Here is a 21,914-nt window from a genome sequence, read left to right as displayed (position 1 = left end):
CTATCGTGCTATAGCAACTTCCCTATTTGGAACTTCATCTATTTCCATCTTTAAACATTCACACACATATTCCACATCACTATCACTTAACAAAGTATGAAGTGGCAATGTAATCTCATTCCTATACATATCAAAGGCATTAGGATAATCGTTTATATCAAATCCTAAACTCTTATAAGCTGTATGCATTGGTAATGGCTTATAATGAACATTTGTCGCCACACCCTTCTTAGCCATTCTTTCTATTACCTTATTTCTATAAACTTCATCTTTACCGAGAAGTCTTACTAAATATAAATGTCCACTTGATGAACTATTATCATTATAATGACCTAGCACCTGTATATTTTTATCTTTTAATTCTTTATTATATATCTCAATAATTTGTCTTCTTCTTTCTAATATCTCAGGATATCTATTTAACTGAACTAATCCTAAAGATGCCATAATATCTGTCATATTACATTTGTAATATGGAGCTACTATATCATATTCCCAAGATCCAAGCTTACTTTTAGCTAAAGCATCTTTAGACTGACCATGGAGTGACAAAAGCATAAACTGCTTATAAATTTCTTCATTGTCTATTCCATCAATATTTTTCCAAGTAACTGCTCCCCCTTCAGCAGTAGTCAGATTCTTAACTGCATGAAATGAGAAGCATGTAAAGTCTGCAACTTCTCCACTTTGCTTTCCTTTATATGTAGCGCCAAAAGAATGGGCTGCATCTGCTATAACAGCAACTCTTCCAATTGCTTTTTGTATCCCATTAGATGCTTTAAAGAAAGTTTTTTTATTATTTACAGTTCTGAATATCCTTTCATAGTCACACATAACTCCTGCTATATCTACTGGTATGATGGCTTTAGTCTTATCTGTAATAGCATTTTCAAGTGCATTACAGTCTAAATGAAAGGAATCTTTAGCAGTATCAACTAATACTATCTTGGCACCAACATGATGAATAACACTTGCAGAAGCCGAATAAGTATATGCAGAAGTAATTACTTCATCTCCAGGACCAACACCAAGAAGTCTTAAAGTCATCTCCATACAAGCAGTAGCTGAATTCATAGCTACTGCTTTTGAGGTGTTGCAATAATCTGCAATTTGTTTTTCAAAAGATTTAGTCTTAGGACCTGTTGTGATCCAGCCTGACTTTAATGTATCTACAACTGAGTTTATTTCTTCTTGTGATATATCTGGCGGTGAAAAGTCTACCCTCATTTATGTCTCTCCTTTCATTTACAAATAGTGTTTATTATGATTGTTCCTTATATTTACTCTATTTTCTTAATAATGACTTGTCTAATAACAAAATAGTCTTCACTGTTACCAGGATGATCAAAACGAATATATTGTCTTCCTGGTTCCAAATCTTCTGTTGTATTAAAATTGTAATAATACACTCCATCTTCTATTTCTTCTAAATTTATATCCTCTGATACCTGCGTTCTCCTACCAACCATACTAATTATATGAGATCTTAAGTTTTTCTGAGTGCTTTCTTGTGAAAATACTACTTCCACCTCATACATAGTATCTGGATTTAAAGAAAAAAATTGAGAATATATAAATTCGTTATCTTCTCCTGTATTACTTATCTTTAGACCTTCCTTCTTTATTTCATATTTAATATCTCCACTAGAAGAATCGCTCACTCTCCAAGGCATTCCCACTGCCGTAGCCCCTTCCAAATCCAAATAAGACATATACACTATATCATTTAACTGCTCTAGTTTTTCTGGATTATTGTAGTTATCTACAAAATATTTAGCTCTAAATATATTTTGCAGCGTATTTTGAGTTAGCTGTACAGGTTTTTCTGTTTTTTCATTAGCAACTCTCATTTCATCTATAATACCAATCATATTATTTGTATAGATATCTATAGCCTTTTCTACTTCTCCTTTACCTAGGTAGTAGTTAGCTACTGCCGCATATGCTTCACTTTTTGTTTCATAGCTGTTTGGCTTTAGTGGTGTTGTCTCTGTGCTTTTATCTAAATATTTAAAAGCATCTTCAAAGCGACCTAGACTAATATAGTGACTTGCTGTTTCTTGTAATGCTACTGGCATATATGGCGAATGTTTTACTGCTTTTTTTAAATGATTTTCTGCTTTTTCTACTAAACTAAAATTGTCTGTTTCAAAACCATAGGTTCTTTGCATCTTAGCAAGGTCTATACGCATATTAGAATGAAAAGGATCCAGTAATACTGCCTTTTCCATCTTACTAATTGATTCTTCTATCGGTATTTCATTAATGCTCTTGCCATTATCTACTGATATAGCATATGCACTATATAGAGATATAGAAAACAACAATAACGGTACTGCAAATATTATAGGTACCACTGTACCAACGCTTTTACCTGATAAATCTATTTTGTTTATTCTAGGCTTTATATCTTCAAAGGTTTTAGTTTCCAATAAAGCTATTAGTGCCCAAAGTATAATCGGTATAGAGTGGAATGAAAAGTTAAAGTCTAGTCCACTATGGCCTAGCAAGGCTAATATACTAAAAAGTATAGATATTGTTAAAGTGTCTTTCCTCTTCCATGCTTTTAGTAGGTGTACTACAAAAATAAATATAAGTAGTGCAAGTACTGCTATACCTGTTATCCCTGTTTCTACTAATGCTTGTAAAAAGTAGTTATGCGCTTCTGTACTATTATATGGAAGAGATTGATACTTTGGATATAGTGCCTTCCATGTTCCTCCCCCACCACCAAAAATAGGCTTACTTTTAAATATTGAAAAACTATCCTTGTAATAGGTTAAACGTGTAGCAGAGCTATCTTCACTTAAGTCGATAGAATTAAAACGAGCAATAAGTGACTCTGGTATATACTTATATTTTAATTTTATATTTTCTACTACATTTTCTTCACCATCTATTACTTTTACTTCATTAAAAACTACCTTTGTTTTTGGATATATATTTGTAAAGTATATACTAATATTTTGTGTTGTCTCTAGTGTAGTAAAAGGAATTTCTATTTCTCCATTTACATCTTTATCCCCAAGGGTTTCTATTAATAATTCCTGCTCTCCTGCTTCGTTTACACTATTAATACGTACTCTCCAAGGCCATTGAGCTTCCACTTCGCCCGCTATAGCTTCTACATTTAGCTTAAGTATATAATCCTTATTTCCTTCTATCTCTTTTACTGTTCTTTGTATTTGGTTTGTTTTGTTTTCTGTAGCGGCCATGTTGTCAAACACTAAGGGTACTGTTGTATTAAGAGCCATATAGCCCAAAATTGCTACTCCAATTGTAACTGCTCCTAAGAATCCATAAATAAGCTTATAGTGTTTATCTGCTAGCTTTGATTGTACAAATAATACTATGCTATATAGTACTTTAAAAATACCTATCCCTATAAAAAATACTATTAATGCCTTTGGTTTTGTGTCCGCATCTATAGCCAATTGACTTGTAAATGGCTGCAGTACTAGTATATTTGGCAGTAATGTGGCTACAAAGTAAAGTATAGATGCAATACGATCTTTTCCTGAAAGAAATATTAAATATAATAATGCAAATATAGGGAATAATAGCCACGCCGCTCTAGAGTATGTAAATATAAATGTAAATAACATAACAAAGCCTGCTGCCCCGTATATTAGCTTTTCTATGTATTTTTCTGCTTTATGGATAGATCCATTAACTAAAAAGAACATGGCCATCATAAGTGCTGCTAATGTATTTGGATATTGGAATGTAGATGATATACGATTTCCCATTATAACATCTTCTAGTTTTATATAGCCTGTTGCACCAAATATACCTATAAATGCAACTACTAAAGATCCTAATATCAATACCTTAGTAAAGTATTCTTTATATCTTTCAAATTGTGCCATATCTTTTATCATAAGATAAATTGCATAATAGGTAGTGTAACGTATTAAAATATCTATTGCATCTCTTAGGTCAGCCCATTGAAAAAATACAATAGGAAGTAAATAGGCTATTATAAATAATAAACCTATACAGTCGTATGGACTATTAAATATTATTAATTTTTCTTTATTTCGCTTTTTATTAAGTAAAAACACTACAAATATAGCAAAGGCAAAAATATTACTAATCATTATTTCTTTTTGGAAAAACAGCCCTTGAAAAAGAGGGGCTCCAATAATAAGTATAGAAAGTAATACGAATATAATTTTATCTGCAATCGATTTTTTATCCGCTTGTTTTTTAACCTGATTTTGTGCTTTAGTTCCCATTGTTCCACCCCACTTTATGTATTAATTAGTTGAAGGTATATTTTTCTTTTCTTCTCCACTTGCTTGCCAGTATTCTATAGAAAATGCTGCAAACACTCCCAACATAATACCTAATACACCTGCTATTGCTACGTTAAGTGCTTTTCTAGGTGCAACTGGATTTGTCGTAGGATAAGCTTTAGATACTATTATCATGTTAGATTCTCCAACCTGTGAAGACTCTGTTACTCTTAACTCTTCATGTTTTCTGGTAAATGCATCATATGTATTTTGCGCTATCTGCACTTTTTGGTCTATTAAACGTCCTTCATGCTGTCTTTCTGCAAGCTTTATTTGAAGGTCTTCTACCTCTTGTTGTATAGACTGTATTTGTGTCTTTAGCATTTGTACTTTTGTTTCTGCCTGTGTAAGCTCAACTGCTATTTCAGCTTCTTTTTCCTTCAATGCTATGTATACTGGATTAACTTCTTCGTTATTCATTCTAATAGATGCTATATCGCCTATATTCTCTCCTGTTTTTTCCTTAGCTAAATTACTTAACAGACTATCTTCTAAAATAGATTTCTCTGTTACTATAAGTGGTTTCTCTGCTTTTAACTCATTTTTAACTTTATTAATCGACTGTTGTAATACCTCTCGTTGCAATTCTTCTTGAAATAGACTTGTTTTGTATTCTGTAACTAACATAAGCTTTGCTTCAACTTCTTGCGTTAGTTCTTGTACTCCTTGAGGTTGGCCTAAAAAATCTTTTAGCTCTACTAATGCTTTATCTAGCTGCTCTTTTTCTGCATCTATTTGTGTTTTTATGTATTGGGATGTTGTAGTAGCTTGTTCTTTAGCTTTATCGGATACAAAGGCAACGAACTTTCTTCCTACTGTATTTACTATCTCTGCCGCTAGCTCTGGATCTTTTGCCTGCATTTTTATATTCAATAAGTTAGTATCTTTTATTGTTTCAAGTGTAATAGATTTTGCTAAGCTCTCGATGTCATACTTATCTTCTAAGCCTAACTCTTCAATTGTTTCCCTCATTACCTTAGGAGCTTTTACTTGTTGTTTATAGGTTTCCATTGTCATACTCGGATATTGTGATAAATTACTTAATATGTTATCTATTCCTTCCCCCTTAAGCTGGTTTGGTTGTAGTTTATCTGAAAAGTTAGATGCCATTAAAACCATTCTTGTTTCGTAAACTGGCTCTAGTATAAAAAAACTAACTATTGCGGATGCTAATACTGCCAATAATGTAGTTCCCATTATTATTTTCTTTCTTTTTAATAATATCTCTATCAATTCCCGTAAGCTTATCTCTTCCATACGCTAATACCTCCGATTATTTTTCTTATCAACTTACATATTTCTACATAAATATATAATTTCCTTTTTATTTCTACTTAAAAGCTTTTACTTTCTAATTGTATATTATAAAAAGCCTAAAATCAATGACCTTAGGCTTTTTATTATATGATTTATATGTTTGCTTTATAGGTTATATTCCTCTACCTATTCATAACCTTATACAAAATCTCCGCAGTCAAACCTCTAGTTAGCTCTTCAGTACTATCTAAATTTAAATCCTTACTAATGTTATCAATAACATCCCCTGGATCTAAGTCAAAGGTGTCATCTTCCTTAACCGCCTTCTCTAACCATATTAAAGCCTGTTCTGTAGAAATAAACTCGTCTGCTTGGGAAGAATTTGTAAGCTCTGCATCATTAATAATATTTTTTTCTGTAGCTGCATTAGCATAAGGTGCCCACCAATCTCCGCCAGTACTTGTATCTACGTCTATACCTAATGCAGATAGAAGTATTTTTAAAAACTCTGATTTTTTGATAGGATTATCAGGATAAAATCTAGAATCTGAATGTCCACTTACAATTTCTTTCTCTGCCATATATTCGATAGCTTCTTCTGATCTATGGTCAAGTATATCACTAAAAGTAATTTTTTTATCTTTATCTACCTCTACAACCTTATCTCCTTTTACATAGCTATCTGCTAAATAGTTTGACAGATTAATATCTTGTATTGCTCTTTCATAGCCTTCTCTACAGAGATCTAAATCTACAGGCTCGCCAGTATGCAAACTCCATGCCTTACTATTTTCGAACCTACCATCACTAGACATTTCAAATATCTTCTCATCGTCAATAAAAGACCCTTTATTCATAACATTTTGCTGGGCAACAAAGCCTTCCTCTGCATTTAATAAATCCTGTCCCATTAAGAAATCGGATGAAGGTGCAACTCCCATAATATTTAGCATTGTAGGGAAAAAGTCAAGTTGCCCACCAGTTGTAGATATAGTTTCTTCTACTCCTGCACCTGGAACATGTATAATTAGAGGAATATTTAATAAGTCTTCATAGTTATACTCCCTGTTAAGAAAACTAGAAGCCTGCTTTCTAATTTCAGAGTCATGCATTTCGAGCCCAAAGTGATCTCCATAAATAGCTATAACAGAATTATCGTACAAACCTTCCTGCTTTAACTCTTCAATAAACTCACCTAGCACTGTATCAAAATAATTAATTGACTCGACGTAATTTCCAAGCATAGTATCTTTATACTCTCCCTGTATATTTAATCCCTTAAAGTTTTCTGGAATAACAAAAGGATGATGACTAGTTAAGGTAACAGAAAAACTATAGAATGGCTCTTTTAATTCCTTATAATAATCAATGGACTGCTTAAATAAAGAACCATCTGAAATACCTAACCCAATAACCTCATCACTATTCAACTTATCTACACTAATAAATTTATCTAATCCTTGTGCAGGATATGCATTTTTTCTATTCCAAAACTCGGGATCATTACCATGAAAAGCAATAGTACTATAGCCCTTTGCCTTTAGTGCATTAGGTAGGGTATATAAATCTACCCCCTCATACTCTTTATATGAAAATGATCGCATAGAAGCATACATCGAGTTATGGGATACAAACTCTGCATCAGAGGTATTTCCTCTCCCTAGTTGTTGAAAATATTTATCAAAATAAAAGCTATCTTTGTTAACTAAGCTATTTAATACAGGGGTTATAGGTTTACCCTCAATCTCTTTATTAATAACAAAGTTTTGCAAAGCTTCTACTTGAATAACAAATACATTTCTACCTTTTGCTATACCATAACCTTTTAAATCTTCTATTCTTTTTTTATTTCCATTTCTCCTATCTAAATAGCTTTGCATACTTACATCTTCTAGTTTATCCTGTTTAAAAAACTGTACTGCGTCATGTAAATGGTAGTTAAGTAGACCTAATTGATTAACAGTGTACATGTTTTTATCCACTTTAACTCCATTCAGGTATGATATTGAAAATACCATTAATATAGATGTTACAAGAGCAATTATTCTTTCATCCTTTAGACTTGCTTTAATAGCAATCTTCTTTATCCAAAATACAAATGCCACTATAGGAATATCTATAAATAGAAAAATATCCCCTGGTTTAATCAAGCTTTTTACACTATCTCCTACAGCACTTACCTGTCCCGCAGAATAAATAGAATATATGGATATTGGTACACGGAAATATCTAAAATGCACAATATCCGCAAAAGCTACAGTAGATAACAGTCCATAAATTAAAAATAGCCCTGGGACTCTCCATCGGTCTGGTAATACTAAAGTAATTGTATATATTCCAAATATAAGCAGAAAATTAATACATATAAACCATAGTGATATATCCGCCGCTTCCATAAGTGTCTGTACTACAAAAACCTTTATAAAGGTAATGGTTGCAAATAACAATATCCATATATAGGATTTTCCATATGTTTCTCTTAGTTTATTAATTATATCTCGCATCATGCACCTCTCTAACTAAAGCAGTAATTATTTAATATTTAATTAATATAACTTATATTTTACCACTATGTATGTGAGAGGGCAAACTTTTAAGTCAGTTAAATTATTACATATACAAATGAATGCAATGAGTACTAAGAAAAAATAGTTAAGATCTTTCTATAATCAAACGTATAAATATCCACCAACATAGTTGGTGGATATTTATATTTATATTTGTATATTTAACTATTTCCTTATATAATGTTAGCTTTTACTTATAACTAGCTTTGCTTTACCCGCCAAATTTCTAAACCTTGTAACCTGCTTCATAAATTTTTGAAGCCTTACAACAACATTTTCCTTGTTTCCTTTTTCTACATCTGCAGCAAGTTTTTCAACCATAGGTCTTAACTTAGGAAATTGTGTTAGATATGTTAAAGCCACCCATGTACTATTTTCATTTAATTGATTAACAGCTGCTGGTCCCCAATACATATCATATTGCTCTTGAATAGAGCTATACATAATCTTATTTAATTCTTCTTCAGATAGAAGATTTGCCTCAATTGCCTTATCAATAATATCAGTTCCTGGTAAGAAATTTAGACCATGTAACTGTAGTTCAAAAGGTGGTTCTAGTTGTAAGCAAAGTTTGTAGGTTTCCTTTAAATCCTCTAAGGTTTCAAATGGATGCTGTAGCATAAAGTCATATATAACCTTAGGAACCTTACATTTAGATAAAATACGGCTAGCATTAATTATTTCTTCTTGACTTTCTTTTCTATGGAATATCTCTTTCCTTATTCTAGATGAACCACTTTGAATCCCTACAACAATTTGATAAAGACCTGCTTCTACAAGATTGTTAATAATTCTTTCATTTATCTTTAGTGGATGTCCCCATATTTTGAAAGGGATACCTATTTCATTCTTATATCGTTCTTTAAACTCTTCTATCCAACCCTCTTCATCAGAGAAAATTTCGTCCCAAAAATGAATAACTTTTAAGTTTTTAATAGAAGATTTAGCCTCTTTTAACTCATGCATAACACTATCTACAGAACGAAAACGTACATATTTTCCTTTTCCAGCATAAGTTCTTTTTAAATTAACAGAGCTACAATAAGAACAGGCAAAAGGACAACCTCTAGATGCAGTTAATTCATAGGTAAACCCTTTAGTTTGTGGATCTCCATATCCAATTTCATCGTTATGGATAAAATAAACATTATCCCCACCTATTTTAGGATAACCTAGCTTATCTAATTCTTGAACTAATGGTCTTAATGAGTTTTTAATTAGTTGTTTTTGTTCATTGTGTAATACAACATTCTCAATATGAGAAGGATCTTTACCTTCTTCTAAAGAGTTTAATAGTTCTATTAAAGGTAACTCTCCCTCACCTTGAACAACATAATCTCCATACTTTAATGTTTCTTCAGGGAAAAGTGTAGAATACACACCACCCCAAATAATTGGTACATTAAACTTTTCTCTAATTCTATCATTTACTAAATATACAGATTCTAAATATAGAGAAGACATAACACTTAACCCAATATAGGAGGGCTTAATTTCATTTATTAAATTTTCTAATAAATCAAGTTCCTTTTTACTGGCTTTACTTGGATTAACACTATTAAACTCTTTAAAATATAAGATATGAGCATTATATCCATTAGTATTTAATGCATTCGAAAGATATCTAACGCCTAATGCTTTTTCATTATAAAATCCAATTAGTAGGACATTTTTACCCATTTTTATCCTCCTCGTAAAATACATATAATATATATTAAGATACTTTAACCTAATGTGCTAGTAAATTTAATACAAGATGAATTTATCCATTTATTTTTACAAAAAAATATATCCCTTATAAACTAGAATAGCCATTATTTAATATAATAATTATTCTACCACTGTAGTATGGTAAAAGCAAATTTTTAATACAGTTAAATTGTTACATATTTAAAGTCACAAGGTTTTCATCAATAACATAAAAAGAGATATAACAGGAATTTGTCCTTGCTATACCTCTTTAACTTTATCACTTTCTGTCTATAACTGATTGCTCATTATACTATAAAATTAATTTTTAATACCTTATTATTTATTCGATAAACCATTGAAGACAGTATCGATAATAGGTCTAGAATCAATATCCTTTGGGTTAACACTTTCAAAATATACCTGTAATGCATAATTATGATTGATAGCTCCTAGTATAGAGAATGTTGCTATTCTTTTATTTAAATCTGGCCTAAGTTCACCAGTTTCAATCCCCATTTCCAAAGCTTCATCAATTAGAAGAAATATTGACTGTTTCATTTCAATCATTTGATACTTCATTTCCTCTGACAAAAATCCTGGCCCTGGAATAACATTTTCAGCCATATCCATGTGTTCACTTACAAAGTTTCCATGATGTTGTGCAAAGGCCATTAACTTTTCTTTAACTGTTTCAGCAATATCCATTGCTTCACGTGCCATATTCAGATAAGTTTCTGCCATGTATTTTATCATTTGTTCAAATAAATCTTTTTTGCTATCAAAGTATTCGTATACTGTACCTTTCCCAATTCCTGCTTCTTTGGCTATTACTTCAATTTTTGCCTTATGAAATCCATATCTTCTAAAAATCTTAGTTGCAGCTTCAATAATGTCAATTCTCTTTTGTTCTTTTAAGGAGTTCACTTCTTCACCTCATTTTCTTATGCTTCTGAAGGACTCTTCTTTAGTTTTTTCACTTTAGATTTAAAAGAGTTGGACATATCATCAAATATTGTATATAGTACTGGCACAAATATTAGAGTTAAAACTGTAGATAAAACTAGTCCTCCTATAACTACAGTAGCCATTGGAGCCTGTAGTTCTGCTCCTTCACCTATTCCAAGAGCTAGTGGAATAAGTCCTAAAATAGTAGTCAATGTAGTCATTAAAATTGGTCTTAATCTAACTGGTCCAGCAATAGTAATTGCTTCAGTTCTTTCTTTACCTTCATTACGTAATATATTAATATAGTCTATTAATACAATACCATTGTTAACTACAATACCTGCCAGCATAATTATTCCTATAAAAGCAGTTACACCAAATGCCCTGCCTGTTATGAAAAGAGCTAAAGCTCCTCCAGAGAAAGCCAAAGGTATAGTAAACATAATTACAAATGGATGAATTAAGGATTCGAATTGAGCTGCCATTACCATATATATTAATATTACAGCAAGGCCAAGTGCTAATAAAAGCTGGCTAAAGGCTTCCATCATCTCTTTATTCTCTCCACCCATACTATAATAGTATCCTTCAGGTAATTGGTATTCTTGAAGTTCTTTATTTATATCTGTAACTATACTTTGTAAGTCTCTTCCTACAATTTGACTATTAACAGTTACTACCTTTTCTTGATTTTCTCTACTGATGCTAACAGGGCTTTTAATTACAGATATATCAGCTACCTGACTTAGCGGTATGTTTATTCCAGTAGGAGTAGTTATATCTATCTGCTCAAAATTAGACAAGCTTTCTGTAACATCCCCTACAGATCTTAATACTACATCTATCTCCTCACCATTATCTTTATATCTGGTAGCTGTAGTTCCTGTTGCCGCCCCTCTAACAGCAGAAGCAACTTGTGCAGTCGTTAGACCATAGGTTGCAGACCGTTCCTTATTTATTAAAATTTCTACTTCTGGTACTCCTTCACTAAAACTAGTTTTAGTTTCTCTAGTTCCTTCTACAGACTCAATAATATTTTTAAAGTCATTAGAGATCTCTTCAAGTACCTTTAGCTCACTTCCTTTAATACTTATACTGATAGGACTTCCTGATGTCATCATAGCGGTACTTGATGTTCCTTGTACTGAAATTTCAGCACCTGGAATATCCTTTACAATATTTCTAATTTCTTCTGCAACTTCATCAGTACTTCTATTTCTTTCATTTAGTTTAACTAGACCTACTGAAATCGAGCCACTATTGCTACCAGCTTGACCCCCCATCAAAACATTTCCAGAACTTATATTAGTAAATACTTTATTTATCTCTTTAATTGTTGTTAGTTTTTCTTCAACAATATGTGCTATCCCGTCTATTTTATCAGTTTGAGTACCTACGGGCATACTTATGTTAATTGATATTGTACCTTCATCTGTAGTTGGGAAAAATTCCATTCCTACACCAACCAAACTAGCTATACTTACAACAAATATAACTATTGAGATAAATATAGTAGTTTTTCTACGTTTAAGACTCTTAATTAATATCCCTTTATAGATGTTTTCCATTTTATTAGATATGTTATCAAAGATTTTGTATATAAACTCCAACTTTCTTTTTTTCACATCTGTTTTTTCCGATTCAACCTTTAAAATCTTTGAAGATAACATTGGTATAAAAGTTAAAGACACTATTAAAGATGCTCCAAGGGATAAGGTAACGGTTAGAGCAAAATCTTTAAATATTGTTCCAACCATTCCATCTATAAATACTATAGGTAGAAATACGGCTATGGTAGTTAATGTAGATGCTGTAATAGCCATTCCTACTTCCGATGCTCCTTTTATAGCAGCTTCTTTTCTAGAATATCCTTCAGACCTAAATCGATAAATATTTTCAAGTACTACGATAGCACTATCTACCAACATTCCTACGGCTAAGGCCAACCCACCTAATGTCATCATATTTAATGTAATGCCATTAAAATATAATAGTATAAAGGAAGCGATTAAAGATATAGGGATTGAGGTTCCTATAATAAGTGTTGTTCTTATATTTTTCAAGAAAATATACAGAATAACAATAGCAAGCACAGAACCAATAAGAACATTATTTACTACAGTATCTATAGAGTCTTTAATCATTGTAGAGCTATCTAACACGACATCGATTTCAACATTAGGATAATCCTTCCTAAGGTTTTCGATTTCTTTATTAATCAAGTCTGCTACCTGTACTGTATTTTTACCTGATTGCTTTTGTACCGAAATATTAATACTATCTTTTCCATTAGTTCTTGAAATAGCACTAATATCTTTTTGGTTAAGCTTTACTGTAGCCACATCTTGTAACCTAATAACGTCTCCAGTAGCTAGAGTAATAGGCATATTCTTTATTTCATCAAGGCTATTAAACTCCCCTACAACTCTTACGGCTAGTTTCTGTTCTCCCTTGTTTACATTTCCACCAGGAAGATTCATATTGGATGCACTCAATAATTGAGAAAGCTGATTTATACTTAATCCATAACTAGCTAAACTATTTTGATTAACCGCTACCTCTATTTCATTTACAAATCCACCACCAACACTAACAGAAGCAACTCCATCTAACCTTTCAAGTCTCTGACTAAATGTATCTTCTGCTAAAGATTGTAACCCGGCTAAATCACCCTTAGTGGATATAGCAATCTGTATAATAGGCGTAGAGTTTGGATCTATCTTTAAAACCATAGGCTGAGTTGCGCCATCTGGTAAGACGCCCTTTATTAAATCTACTTTCTCTCGAATCTCTAATGCTGCAAAATCCATATCTGTTCCATTGTTAAACTGTGCAATTACAACAGAACTCCCCTCCGATGATATAGAACTTACAGTATCTATATTTCCTACAGTGGCAATAGCCCCTTCAATTTGTTTGGTAATTAGGTTTTCTATTTCCTGTGGTCCTGCCCCTGTGTAAGAGGTAGATACTACAGCTACAGGTATTTCTATTTTGGGAAATAAATCTATAGGTAACCTAGTTAGTGAAATTACTCCCAAAAGTACAACAATCAAAACTATCATAGTTATTGTAACGGGTTTTTTTACAGCTAAACTTGATAAATTCAATGCTACTCACCCCTTACTACTTTCACTTTTGTACCATCTTCTACATAATGTTGTCCTTCTACAATAACTTGTTCTCCTTCTTTAATGCCTTCTTTTATTTCCACATAATCTCCTGTATCAAGCCCTATAGTTACCACTCTTTCAACAGCTTTATCACCTTCTACTACATAAACTAAATTTTTACCATCCCTATCTAAAACAGCATTTCTTTTTATAACAGTGGCAGATTCTACTTGGTCTAAATCTAATTTCACTTCTCCATTCATTCCAGGCCTAATATTGTTATCTTGGTTATGTATATATACCTTTACAGGGTACAGCTGACTTCTAGGGTCTGCAGTTGGACTAATATAGCTAATGGTACTTGTAGCTTCTTCATTTAATGCTGCTGGAACATTCACTACAACTTCCTGTCCAAGCTTTAGCTTATTAACCATATTTTCAACCACATTCATTTGTATGTAGACTTTATCCATTTGAGCTATTGTAGCTGCCGGTTGTGCATTAGATGCCAATTGTCCTTCCTTAACAGTTAAATCAGATACTACTCCTCCAATAGGAGCTGTTACCACTGTGTTTGATAAATTACTTTGAACCTGCTCGTAGGATATCTCTGCTTGCCTTAACTGGTTTAAAGCTTGCTCATAGCTTATTTTCGCTTGATCAACTTGACCTTTTATTGCCTCTAGACTTTTGTCACTTGCTGCTAACTCAGCCTGTTCCAACTGACTTTTAGATATAGCTCCTTCTTCATAAAGCTTTTTAGTTCTCTCTAGATTTAGTTGGGCATTTTCTATTTTTTCCTTATTTAATTCGTAATTAATATTTGCGGTTTTGAAACCGTTTTCAGCTTGAGCTACTCCTTTATTAGCAAGTTCTACACCATTTGCCGCCTGCTCAACACTCTTTGAAATATCTTCTTGCTCTATAGTAAACAAAACTGTACCTTTTTCTACTATATCACCTAACTTAACATTAATATTTGTAACTATTCCTGGCACCTTTGGTATAACTGCTATCTCTTCATTGGCAAAGGTTTTACCATTAATCTTTATTTCATTTCCAATATTATTAACAGTAGCTTTCTCTATGGCTACTGGTATGTAGTTCTCTTCTTCCTGGCCTTGACTAGCTTCAGTAGAGCTACTGCAACCCGATATTAACCCTACTACTCCTAATAACATTATAACTAACAATATACTAGATTTTAATTTTCTACTCATTTTTTTCCTCCTTTTTCTTGCATTACTATATTCTTGCATTATTATATATTAAAATACAATTTACAAGAGGGCATAAAGAAAACCTTAAGAAAGTCTTAAGTTTCTTCGCCCATATTAAATCCACCACCTCTACCTCCTGTTGGTATTATTAGTCCTTATTTATGTAAATATACAGAACCGAATAGTCGGTCAATACATTTTATTATAGTATATTCTTTTCATAACATCAATAATATTAACAAATTTAAAAATTATAAAGGAAATATGACCCATTAGTAGATTTCTACTAATGGGTCATATATATTCTTTAGTTTATCTCTATATGCCTTAAATACTTAACTTAAGGTTTACCTCCTTCTTAATGCCTCTACAGGTGGTAATGATGATGCAGAAATAGCCGGATATACACCAAAGAGTAATCCTGCACCTAGTGCAACCGCCGCTGCAATACGAATAGCCTCAAAGCTAATTGCTGTTTGGAAACCATAGCTAGCAAATATGCCCATGCCCCATATACCTACAGCAATACCAGCAATAACACCAATAATACTAACGTATAATGCTTCTAATAAAAATTGAGCCAACAGGTCTATTTTCTTAGCCCCTAACGCCCTACGAACACCAATTTCAGATGTTCTTTCAGTTACCGCTACTAGCATGATGTTCATGATTCCTAATCCACCTACTAATAGGGATACAGCAGCAATTCCTCCTAAAAGTAGTGTCATAATACGATTAGCTTCATCTAGTTCATCTACTAACTGGTTTAGGTTTGTAATAGTCATACCCTTTTCTTTTCTAGAAGGTGCCTTATCTTTATCCTTATTTTTATCTGTATCTTCTCCTCCTTGACCAGGTGAAACATTCCCCATTGTTGTTACCATAGTTTCCTGGGTACTAGATCCTTCTGGTGTTGGTGTCGGTGCAGGGGTATCACGACCTCCACTTAGTTCTTTTTTAAAAATACGACCTAATTGAATAGTTGCAAGTTCGGCATCTTCAACTGAATTGGCCTTTCCCCATATTTCTTCTACGGTTCGCTTTTTAGCAATACGTTGAGCCGTTGTATAGGGTATTACTACTTTGTCGTCTATATTTTCAGCCTTTCCTTTTCCTTTAGGTTCTAATACACCTAAAATACGATAACTCTGTCCATCTAATGTAATTGTCTGCCCTACAGGACTTCTACCTCCAGTGAGTCCTGCTGCTACATTATATCCTAGCACTGCCACATATGATCGTTGTTCTATATGGAGCGGGCTAAAAAACTCTCCTGCAGCTTGACTATGGTCTCTAATCTTCGGAAATTCTTGATTAACACCGATAATGTCAACCTCTTTTCTATCTCTCCGCCATCTCATTGCAGTATAGGTCTGTACGACTGGTGTAGCTATTTCTAATCCATTTACTCTTTCTACTAACTCTTGTGCCATTTCAGGTTGAAATTCTAGCTCCGCTTCGTGGGCCTTAATAGAGATTACATTAGTTCCTAGACTTTCAAATTGTTCGATGACATTTTGCCTTGCTCCTTCTCCAATCCCCATTAAACTGACAACTGAAGCAACACCAATAGCAACACCTAAAATTGTTAATGCAGATCGGAATGTGTTAGAAAATACGCCATTTAATGCCATTTTAGCTGTAAACCAACACCGAACAAAAAAAGCGTAAATCCAATTTCGTTTTGGTTTTGACATAATTTCACCCCTAATCTTCTGCCGTTTCTTCCTCAGTTGGCTTGTCTGGTATTAAATTATTATTATTATTTGTTTTATCTTCTTGGCTTGGTAATAAATCCCTACTGCTTCCAGTAATAACAAGATCTCCTTCTTCTAATCCACTTATCACCTCAGCATGTCTGTCATTCATCAGTCCAAGCTCCACATTAACTACTTGTGCTTCGCCATTGGCGTCTAATATCTCTACCTTATGCTTATTTTCTTCTTGGAAAATAGCCTCTATTGGAATAAGTAATACATCTTCTGCAGTTCCTGCATCGATATAACCCTTAGCCTGCATTCCAGGTCGGAGCTGTGGTCCACCTTTTACATCAATATAAACGGAGAATTTTGAAAGTCCACCTCCACCTTCACCTCGAGCTCGAGTAGATACTTCCTTAACCTCTCCTTCGTAGGTTTCTCCTGGTATAGCGTCAACAGTAACCTTAACTTCCGATCCTTGTGTAACATATAATACGTCTATATCGTCCACTTCCGCAAACATACTCATAGATGAAGTTGTATATACATGACCTAACCAATCTCCAGGTGTAGTACTCTCTCCTTCTTGTCGAAACACGTCTGCTACTACACCATCCATTGTCGAAGTAATCTCTAACATAGGAAAAATAGCATTTAGCTCTCTAATTTTTGATTCTAATTCTCGTATTTTATCTAATCTCGTTTGAATAGTTTCTTGTACATCGGCACCAGCCAAACTAATGATTGGATCTCCTTCTTCTACTTCATCCATCTCCTGTACATGAACTTCTGTTACAATTCCTTCAGTGCTACTAGCTACTCTTTCCTGATTTACATATTTTTCTACTATAGAATCATTCATAAAGAAGTTTGTTTGTCCTTGTGGAGTTCCTGTGCCTACACGAACAGACATATTTGGTTGTACTAGACCCACATTTTTTCCTTCTACAGTAGCACGATATATATACCCTTGCTGCTTATCTTCACTTGTTCCAGAAGGAGCAGGATTAGGATTAATTCTTGTAATTATACCTTCGTATGTACCCTCAAAATTAGCAAAATGTATATTTACCTTATCTCCTTTTTTAACACGGCCATACTCTCCTGGTGTTAATCTTAGAGGAATATTATAGGTTGATATATCTACAATTCGATTTATTGTTTGCCCTTGTAAAATTTTATCGCCTTCAACAATATCTAAGTCTTGAACTCTACCTGAAATAGGTGCTCGTACTGTAACACCTTGGGACGGATCAATGTCTCTAATTTTTTCCCTTGGTAAATCTGTTAATCTCATTAATGCTTGTTCTTCTCGCTTAACTTCATCTTCTAACTCAGAAATTTTGTCATTTAGACCAGTAGCGGCTAATCTAACCAAAGTTTGCCCTTTACTAACACTATCTCCTTCTTTTACTAAAATCTGGTCAATAATAAATTCTCCAGAATAACCAGACATACGGAGGGCATCGCTTACACGAATACCTCCACCATCCGATGGATTAAGTTGTCCTATTGTATTTACTCCTACAGATATATCTCCACGTATTACTTCTTGGGTTGCATATACAGGTCCCGCATCTACATCTTGTACCTCAGGAACAAGCTGCTGATAAGCATAAAATCCTCCACCTAATATAATTACAACGACTAATATTATCATAATTGTCCGTTGAAACATTGTTTTTCCCCCTCTACCAATTCCTTATGTTTTTATTGATTGTTTTCTGTTTCCGTATGTTTTATTTCTTCTATGCAGTCTATCTCTCCATCCTTTATATTGTAAATATGATTTCCATACTCGCCTATATCCCTTTCATGGGTTACTTGAACAATAGTTATTTTTCTTTCTCGGTTAAGTTTTTGAAATATAGACATAATATTTTTGCTAGATTTTGAATCTAATGCTCCAGTAGGCTCATCGGCTAAAATCAATTTAGGGTTACTAACAATAGCCCTAGCTATAGCTACCCTTTGTTGCTCCCCTCCCGAAAGTTGGGAAGGCATATGCTTAGCTCTTTCTCCTAATCCTACAGATTCCAGTGCTTCTAAAGCTCTCTTTTTTCTTTCTTTACCTATAACCCCCTGATAAATTAATGGCAATTCTACGTTTTCTAAAGCATTCAGCTTTGATATCAAGTGAAATTGTTGAAAAACAAAACCCATAAATTCATTTCGTATAGTTGCCAACTGAGAATCATTTAGCTTATGTACCTGCTGACCTGCAAGCTTATAGCTTCCAGAGGATGGCTTATCTAAACAACCAATAATATTCATTAATGTAGATTTACCAGATCCAGATGGTCCCATAATAGACACAAAATCTCCATCTGCTATCTCAATACTTATTTGTTTTATAGCTTTAACACTAACTTGTCCATCTTTATATGTTCTTGATATATCTTCTATTTCTATTAATCCCACGGTATCCCTCCTTTTGTGCAATAATCTACCTACTAATATAGATGGCTTGGTTTAGAAAATATTCTATACTCTGATATATCTTACCAATATTTTCCCATTTAGTCTACAGTTCTACATATTTTTTAAATTTCCTTTAATAAAAACAAAAAACCAAAAATCTAGGATGATATTCCTAATATCTGGTTCTTATATTGATATACTTTAACATATTTATTTTAATGACTTTGCATAATAAAAATAACCCATTGGTATTTTTCTACCAATGGGTTGTTTTTAAATTTAATACTTCTTAAAAATATCATTTCCTGATGATGCTCTGCGATAGCTAGCTAAATCTTCTTTATTATAAGTATCATACACATAACCCTCGATATTTACATCCCCTAGCTCATCTTCTATATCATCATAAATGAATGACATAAGCTTTTTAATCTTATCGCTCGACAGCTTACGCCAAGCACTACCATATTCCTTAGAATCTAACTCAATAGAAAAAGTAACATCATTTTTATTACCTTCTAGCTTTATGTATAAATCAATATCTCCAAAATAATCATAGTACTCATTATCTAAATCTTTTTCTAATTTACTAATAGTCTTATTACTTGTATTACTAGTAGTAGATTCTTTTTCTATCTTTACTACTCCTTTACTGGTAGTAGTAAATTCTAATATAGTTTTTTTAGCATCAATATCTTTAATGCTACCATATACATTAGCTCCATCATAAGCATCTAGCACATCGTCTACAATGTCTTGTAAATAGCTTTCTCTCTTACTGCTAGAAAGACCATTCCACTCCTTTTTGTAATCATATAAATCAACATCAATTTTTACATTGACTTTGCTAGCGCTACCACTTAGGGAAATATCAAATTCTATGTTCTTGTATTCACCATGGTCTTTATTTAACTGCTTTTCTAAATCACTTAAGCTAATTTCCTTTTTACTTTCCACTTCTTTTTCTAATTGTTTTAATCTGCTTTGTAAATTCATTATTTCAACATCTCGTTTTAATATTTCAGCTTGAAAATGTTCATTAACTTGTGTAAGGTCATCTGTAATATAAGCAGTAGAAGTTAGTGGATTCCAGTCTACCTTTTTATTAAAAGTATTTGCAACTACACGAAGAGGTATATATGTAGTACCGTCCACTATAAAAGGCTCTATAGTTTGAGTAACATCTTTTCCATTTATTATTATTTTACTACTTCCATACAAAGCTTGTAAAGTTTTTGTAGCTGATGCTCCATATGAAGAAAATCCGAATGCAGTTACTAAAGTCATTGTAGTAACTAATAAACCAATCATTCTCTTTTTCTTTAACATTTAATCATCCTCCTATAAAATATATTCTAATTCTAGTATAATATACCAGTTCTACTTATACAAGGCCTAAAAGCTAAAATTAACCTAGTCTTTTAATACTAAATATCATTAAATATCTATTCTACCTTTATACTAATACCTTCTTCTATGTTTTCATTAGGAGATAGAAGAACCATTTCTCCCTCTTTCAATCCCTTAACAACTTCAACTTGCCTTTGACTTTCTATCCCCTTTTCAACTTCCCTTAGCCTAGCCTTATTATTTTCATTTACAAAAATAAAATCCTTTCCATCTATATTAAATAGAGAACTCTCAGGTACTAGCAGAACATTTTCTTTACTCTCAGTAATAATCTTAATATCTAAATCATAACCAGGTCTAAGGTTTTTTATAGTATCTTTTATTTCAATATCTACCTTAATTCTCTTTTGCTCTATACCTAAATCAGATACTTTACTAAAGGCATTAGGGTGTATTTTTTTTATCACACCTTCTAAATCCATTATGCCTAAGTTTTTATTAGACATTTTAACTACTGAACCTTCATAAACATTGGCTACATCTCCTACTAATACATCACTTTCTATATATAATTCCTCTACATTACCAAGCTGCATAATGTGCATTCCTGGTTGAAGATAGCTACCTTTCTCTACTTCTTTCTGTAATATTGTTCCATCCATACTAGCAATTATAGTAAAATTCTTGCCGGATTTCTCTAACTCCGCCTTCTGTATATCTAGTTGCTTTAGTTGAGCTTTATATTGAACATCAATATTTTCTGATACAGGTTTTCTCATAAGCTCCAAATCTAACTTAGCCTTTTCCAAGCTACTTTTTTCCCCTTCAAGATTTCTTAAGGCACTCTGGTATTCCTCCTGACTTACTGCTCCTGCATCGTATAGTAGCTTTTTATTATTAGCTGCTTCTTCTGCTGTCTTAATCCTTTTCTCTATATCTACAATTTCTAATTCTAACTTTTCTATATTTTTCTCATCTATAGGTTGTTTAGCCTCCTTGTATTGGGCTAATACAGCTGATCTCTGGCTTTCTAGTTCTGCAATTTGCCTTGAGAGCTGTTCTCCATCTAACTTAACCAGTATATCTCCTTTTTTTACTTGATCCCCTATATCTACCAGCACTTCTGTCACCATACCTGCTGTAGGAGCATAAATATTTACCTGATTTTTTACCTTTATTACTCCTAACTCCTCTACATACTTTGCTATATCTCCTTCTATTACAGCCGCTGTACTTACATCTACAGCTCTACTTCCAGTACTTATATAAAATCCTGATACTCCTATTATGGTCACAATAATAGCTATGCTAATAATCTTCTTTTTCTTTGTCATTTTATCCACACCCTTAA

Annotated in this window: 13 protein-coding genes; all 13 read right to left on the bottom strand. The window is 32.8% G+C overall.

Annotated features, from left to right (window positions below; translation table 11 throughout):
- The 13 genes from KQI88_RS08875 to KQI88_RS08815 all read right to left on the bottom strand — a co-directional run bounded on the left by KQI88_RS08875 (position 1) and on the right by KQI88_RS08815 (position 21,897).
- Entirely contained in the window at positions 1 to 1,227 is a 1,227-nt protein-coding gene (locus tag KQI88_RS08875) for a DegT/DnrJ/EryC1/StrS family aminotransferase (RefSeq protein ID WP_216416362.1), read from the bottom strand.
- A 53-nt stretch (positions 1,228 to 1,280) separates the two neighbouring features.
- Positions 1,281 to 4,238, bottom strand: coding sequence for an O-antigen ligase family protein (locus KQI88_RS08870; RefSeq protein ID WP_216416358.1), 2,958 nt, complete (start codon positions 4,236 to 4,238; stop codon positions 1,281 to 1,283).
- Positions 4,239 to 4,259: 21 nt separating this feature from the next.
- The gene (locus tag KQI88_RS08865) at positions 4,260 to 5,555 is read right to left on the bottom strand and encodes a GumC family protein (RefSeq protein ID WP_216416355.1); all 1,296 of its coding nucleotides are present in this window, start codon (positions 5,553 to 5,555) and stop codon (positions 4,260 to 4,262) included.
- 182 nt (positions 5,556 to 5,737) lie between these two features.
- A complete protein-coding gene (locus tag KQI88_RS08860; protein ID WP_216416354.1) occupies positions 5,738 to 8,059 on the bottom strand; it encodes a sulfatase-like hydrolase/transferase in 2,322 nt (773 codons plus the stop codon).
- Between the two features lie 246 nt (positions 8,060 to 8,305).
- Positions 8,306 to 9,802 carry a B12-binding domain-containing radical SAM protein gene (locus tag KQI88_RS08855; RefSeq protein WP_216416352.1) on the bottom strand — a complete coding sequence of 499 codons (1,497 nt, stop codon included), beginning with the start codon at positions 9,800 to 9,802 and terminating at the stop codon, positions 8,306 to 8,308.
- Positions 9,803 to 10,150: 348 nt separating this feature from the next.
- Positions 10,151 to 10,738 carry a TetR/AcrR family transcriptional regulator gene (locus KQI88_RS18065; protein ID WP_216416350.1) on the bottom strand — a complete coding sequence of 196 codons (588 nt, stop codon included), beginning with the start codon at positions 10,736 to 10,738 and terminating at the stop codon, positions 10,151 to 10,153.
- A 17-nt stretch (positions 10,739 to 10,755) separates the two neighbouring features.
- The gene (locus KQI88_RS08845; RefSeq protein WP_216416349.1) at positions 10,756 to 13,869 is read right to left on the bottom strand and encodes an efflux RND transporter permease subunit; all 3,114 of its coding nucleotides are present in this window, start codon (positions 13,867 to 13,869) and stop codon (positions 10,756 to 10,758) included.
- A gap of 2 nt (positions 13,870 to 13,871) precedes the next feature.
- Positions 13,872 to 15,092: an efflux RND transporter periplasmic adaptor subunit gene (locus KQI88_RS08840; RefSeq protein ID WP_216416347.1), complete on the bottom strand. Its 1,221-nt coding sequence runs from the start codon at positions 15,090 to 15,092 to the stop codon at positions 13,872 to 13,874.
- 347 nt (positions 15,093 to 15,439) lie between these two features.
- Entirely contained in the window at positions 15,440 to 16,789 is a 1,350-nt protein-coding gene (locus tag KQI88_RS08835; RefSeq protein WP_216416346.1) for an ABC transporter permease, read from the bottom strand.
- 10 nt (positions 16,790 to 16,799) lie between these two features.
- Entirely contained in the window at positions 16,800 to 18,470 is a 1,671-nt protein-coding gene (locus KQI88_RS08830) for an efflux RND transporter periplasmic adaptor subunit (protein ID WP_216416343.1), read from the bottom strand.
- 32 nt (positions 18,471 to 18,502) lie between these two features.
- A complete protein-coding gene (locus tag KQI88_RS08825; RefSeq protein ID WP_216416340.1) occupies positions 18,503 to 19,213 on the bottom strand; it encodes an ABC transporter ATP-binding protein in 711 nt (236 codons plus the stop codon).
- 279 nt (positions 19,214 to 19,492) lie between these two features.
- Positions 19,493 to 20,542: a copper amine oxidase N-terminal domain-containing protein gene (locus tag KQI88_RS08820; protein WP_216416338.1), complete on the bottom strand. Its 1,050-nt coding sequence runs from the start codon at positions 20,540 to 20,542 to the stop codon at positions 19,493 to 19,495.
- Positions 20,543 to 20,658: 116 nt separating this feature from the next.
- Entirely contained in the window at positions 20,659 to 21,897 is a 1,239-nt protein-coding gene (locus tag KQI88_RS08815) for an efflux RND transporter periplasmic adaptor subunit (RefSeq protein ID WP_216416335.1), read from the bottom strand.
- Positions 21,898 to 21,914 lie beyond the last annotated feature (17 nt).

It is taken from the genome of Alkaliphilus flagellatus (assembly GCF_018919215.1).
GTDB lineage: Bacteria > Bacillota > Clostridia > Peptostreptococcales > Natronincolaceae > Alkaliphilus_B > Alkaliphilus_B flagellatus.
This window is presented reverse-complemented; position numbering and strand designations above follow the sequence as displayed.

What these genes read in the sequence shown, in the direction of transcription:
- KQI88_RS08875 (WP_216416362.1), bottom strand. Translation starts at nt 1,227, where the DNA reads ATGAGGGTAGACTTTTCACCGCCAGATATATCACAAGAAGAAATAAAC.
- KQI88_RS08870 (WP_216416358.1), bottom strand. Translation starts at nt 4,238, where the DNA reads ATGGGAACTAAAGCACAAAATCAGGTTAAAAAACAAGCGGATAAAAAA.
- KQI88_RS08865 (WP_216416355.1), bottom strand. Translation starts at nt 5,555, where the DNA reads ATGGAAGAGATAAGCTTACGGGAATTGATAGAGATATTATTAAAAAGA.
- KQI88_RS08860 (WP_216416354.1), bottom strand. Translation starts at nt 8,059, where the DNA reads ATGCGAGATATAATTAATAAACTAAGAGAAACATATGGAAAATCCTAT.
- KQI88_RS08855 (WP_216416352.1), bottom strand. Translation starts at nt 9,802, where the DNA reads ATGGGTAAAAATGTCCTACTAATTGGATTTTATAATGAAAAAGCATTA.
- KQI88_RS08840 (WP_216416347.1), bottom strand. Translation starts at nt 15,092, where the DNA reads ATGAGTAGAAAATTAAAATCTAGTATATTGTTAGTTATAATGTTATTA.
- KQI88_RS08835 (WP_216416346.1), bottom strand. Translation starts at nt 16,789, where the DNA reads ATGTCAAAACCAAAACGAAATTGGATTTACGCTTTTTTTGTTCGGTGT.
- KQI88_RS08830 (WP_216416343.1), bottom strand. Translation starts at nt 18,470, where the DNA reads ATGTTTCAACGGACAATTATGATAATATTAGTCGTTGTAATTATATTA.
- KQI88_RS08820 (WP_216416338.1), bottom strand. Translation starts at nt 20,542, where the DNA reads ATGTTAAAGAAAAAGAGAATGATTGGTTTATTAGTTACTACAATGACT.
- KQI88_RS08815 (WP_216416335.1), bottom strand. Translation starts at nt 21,897, where the DNA reads ATGACAAAGAAAAAGAAGATTATTAGCATAGCTATTATTGTGACCATA.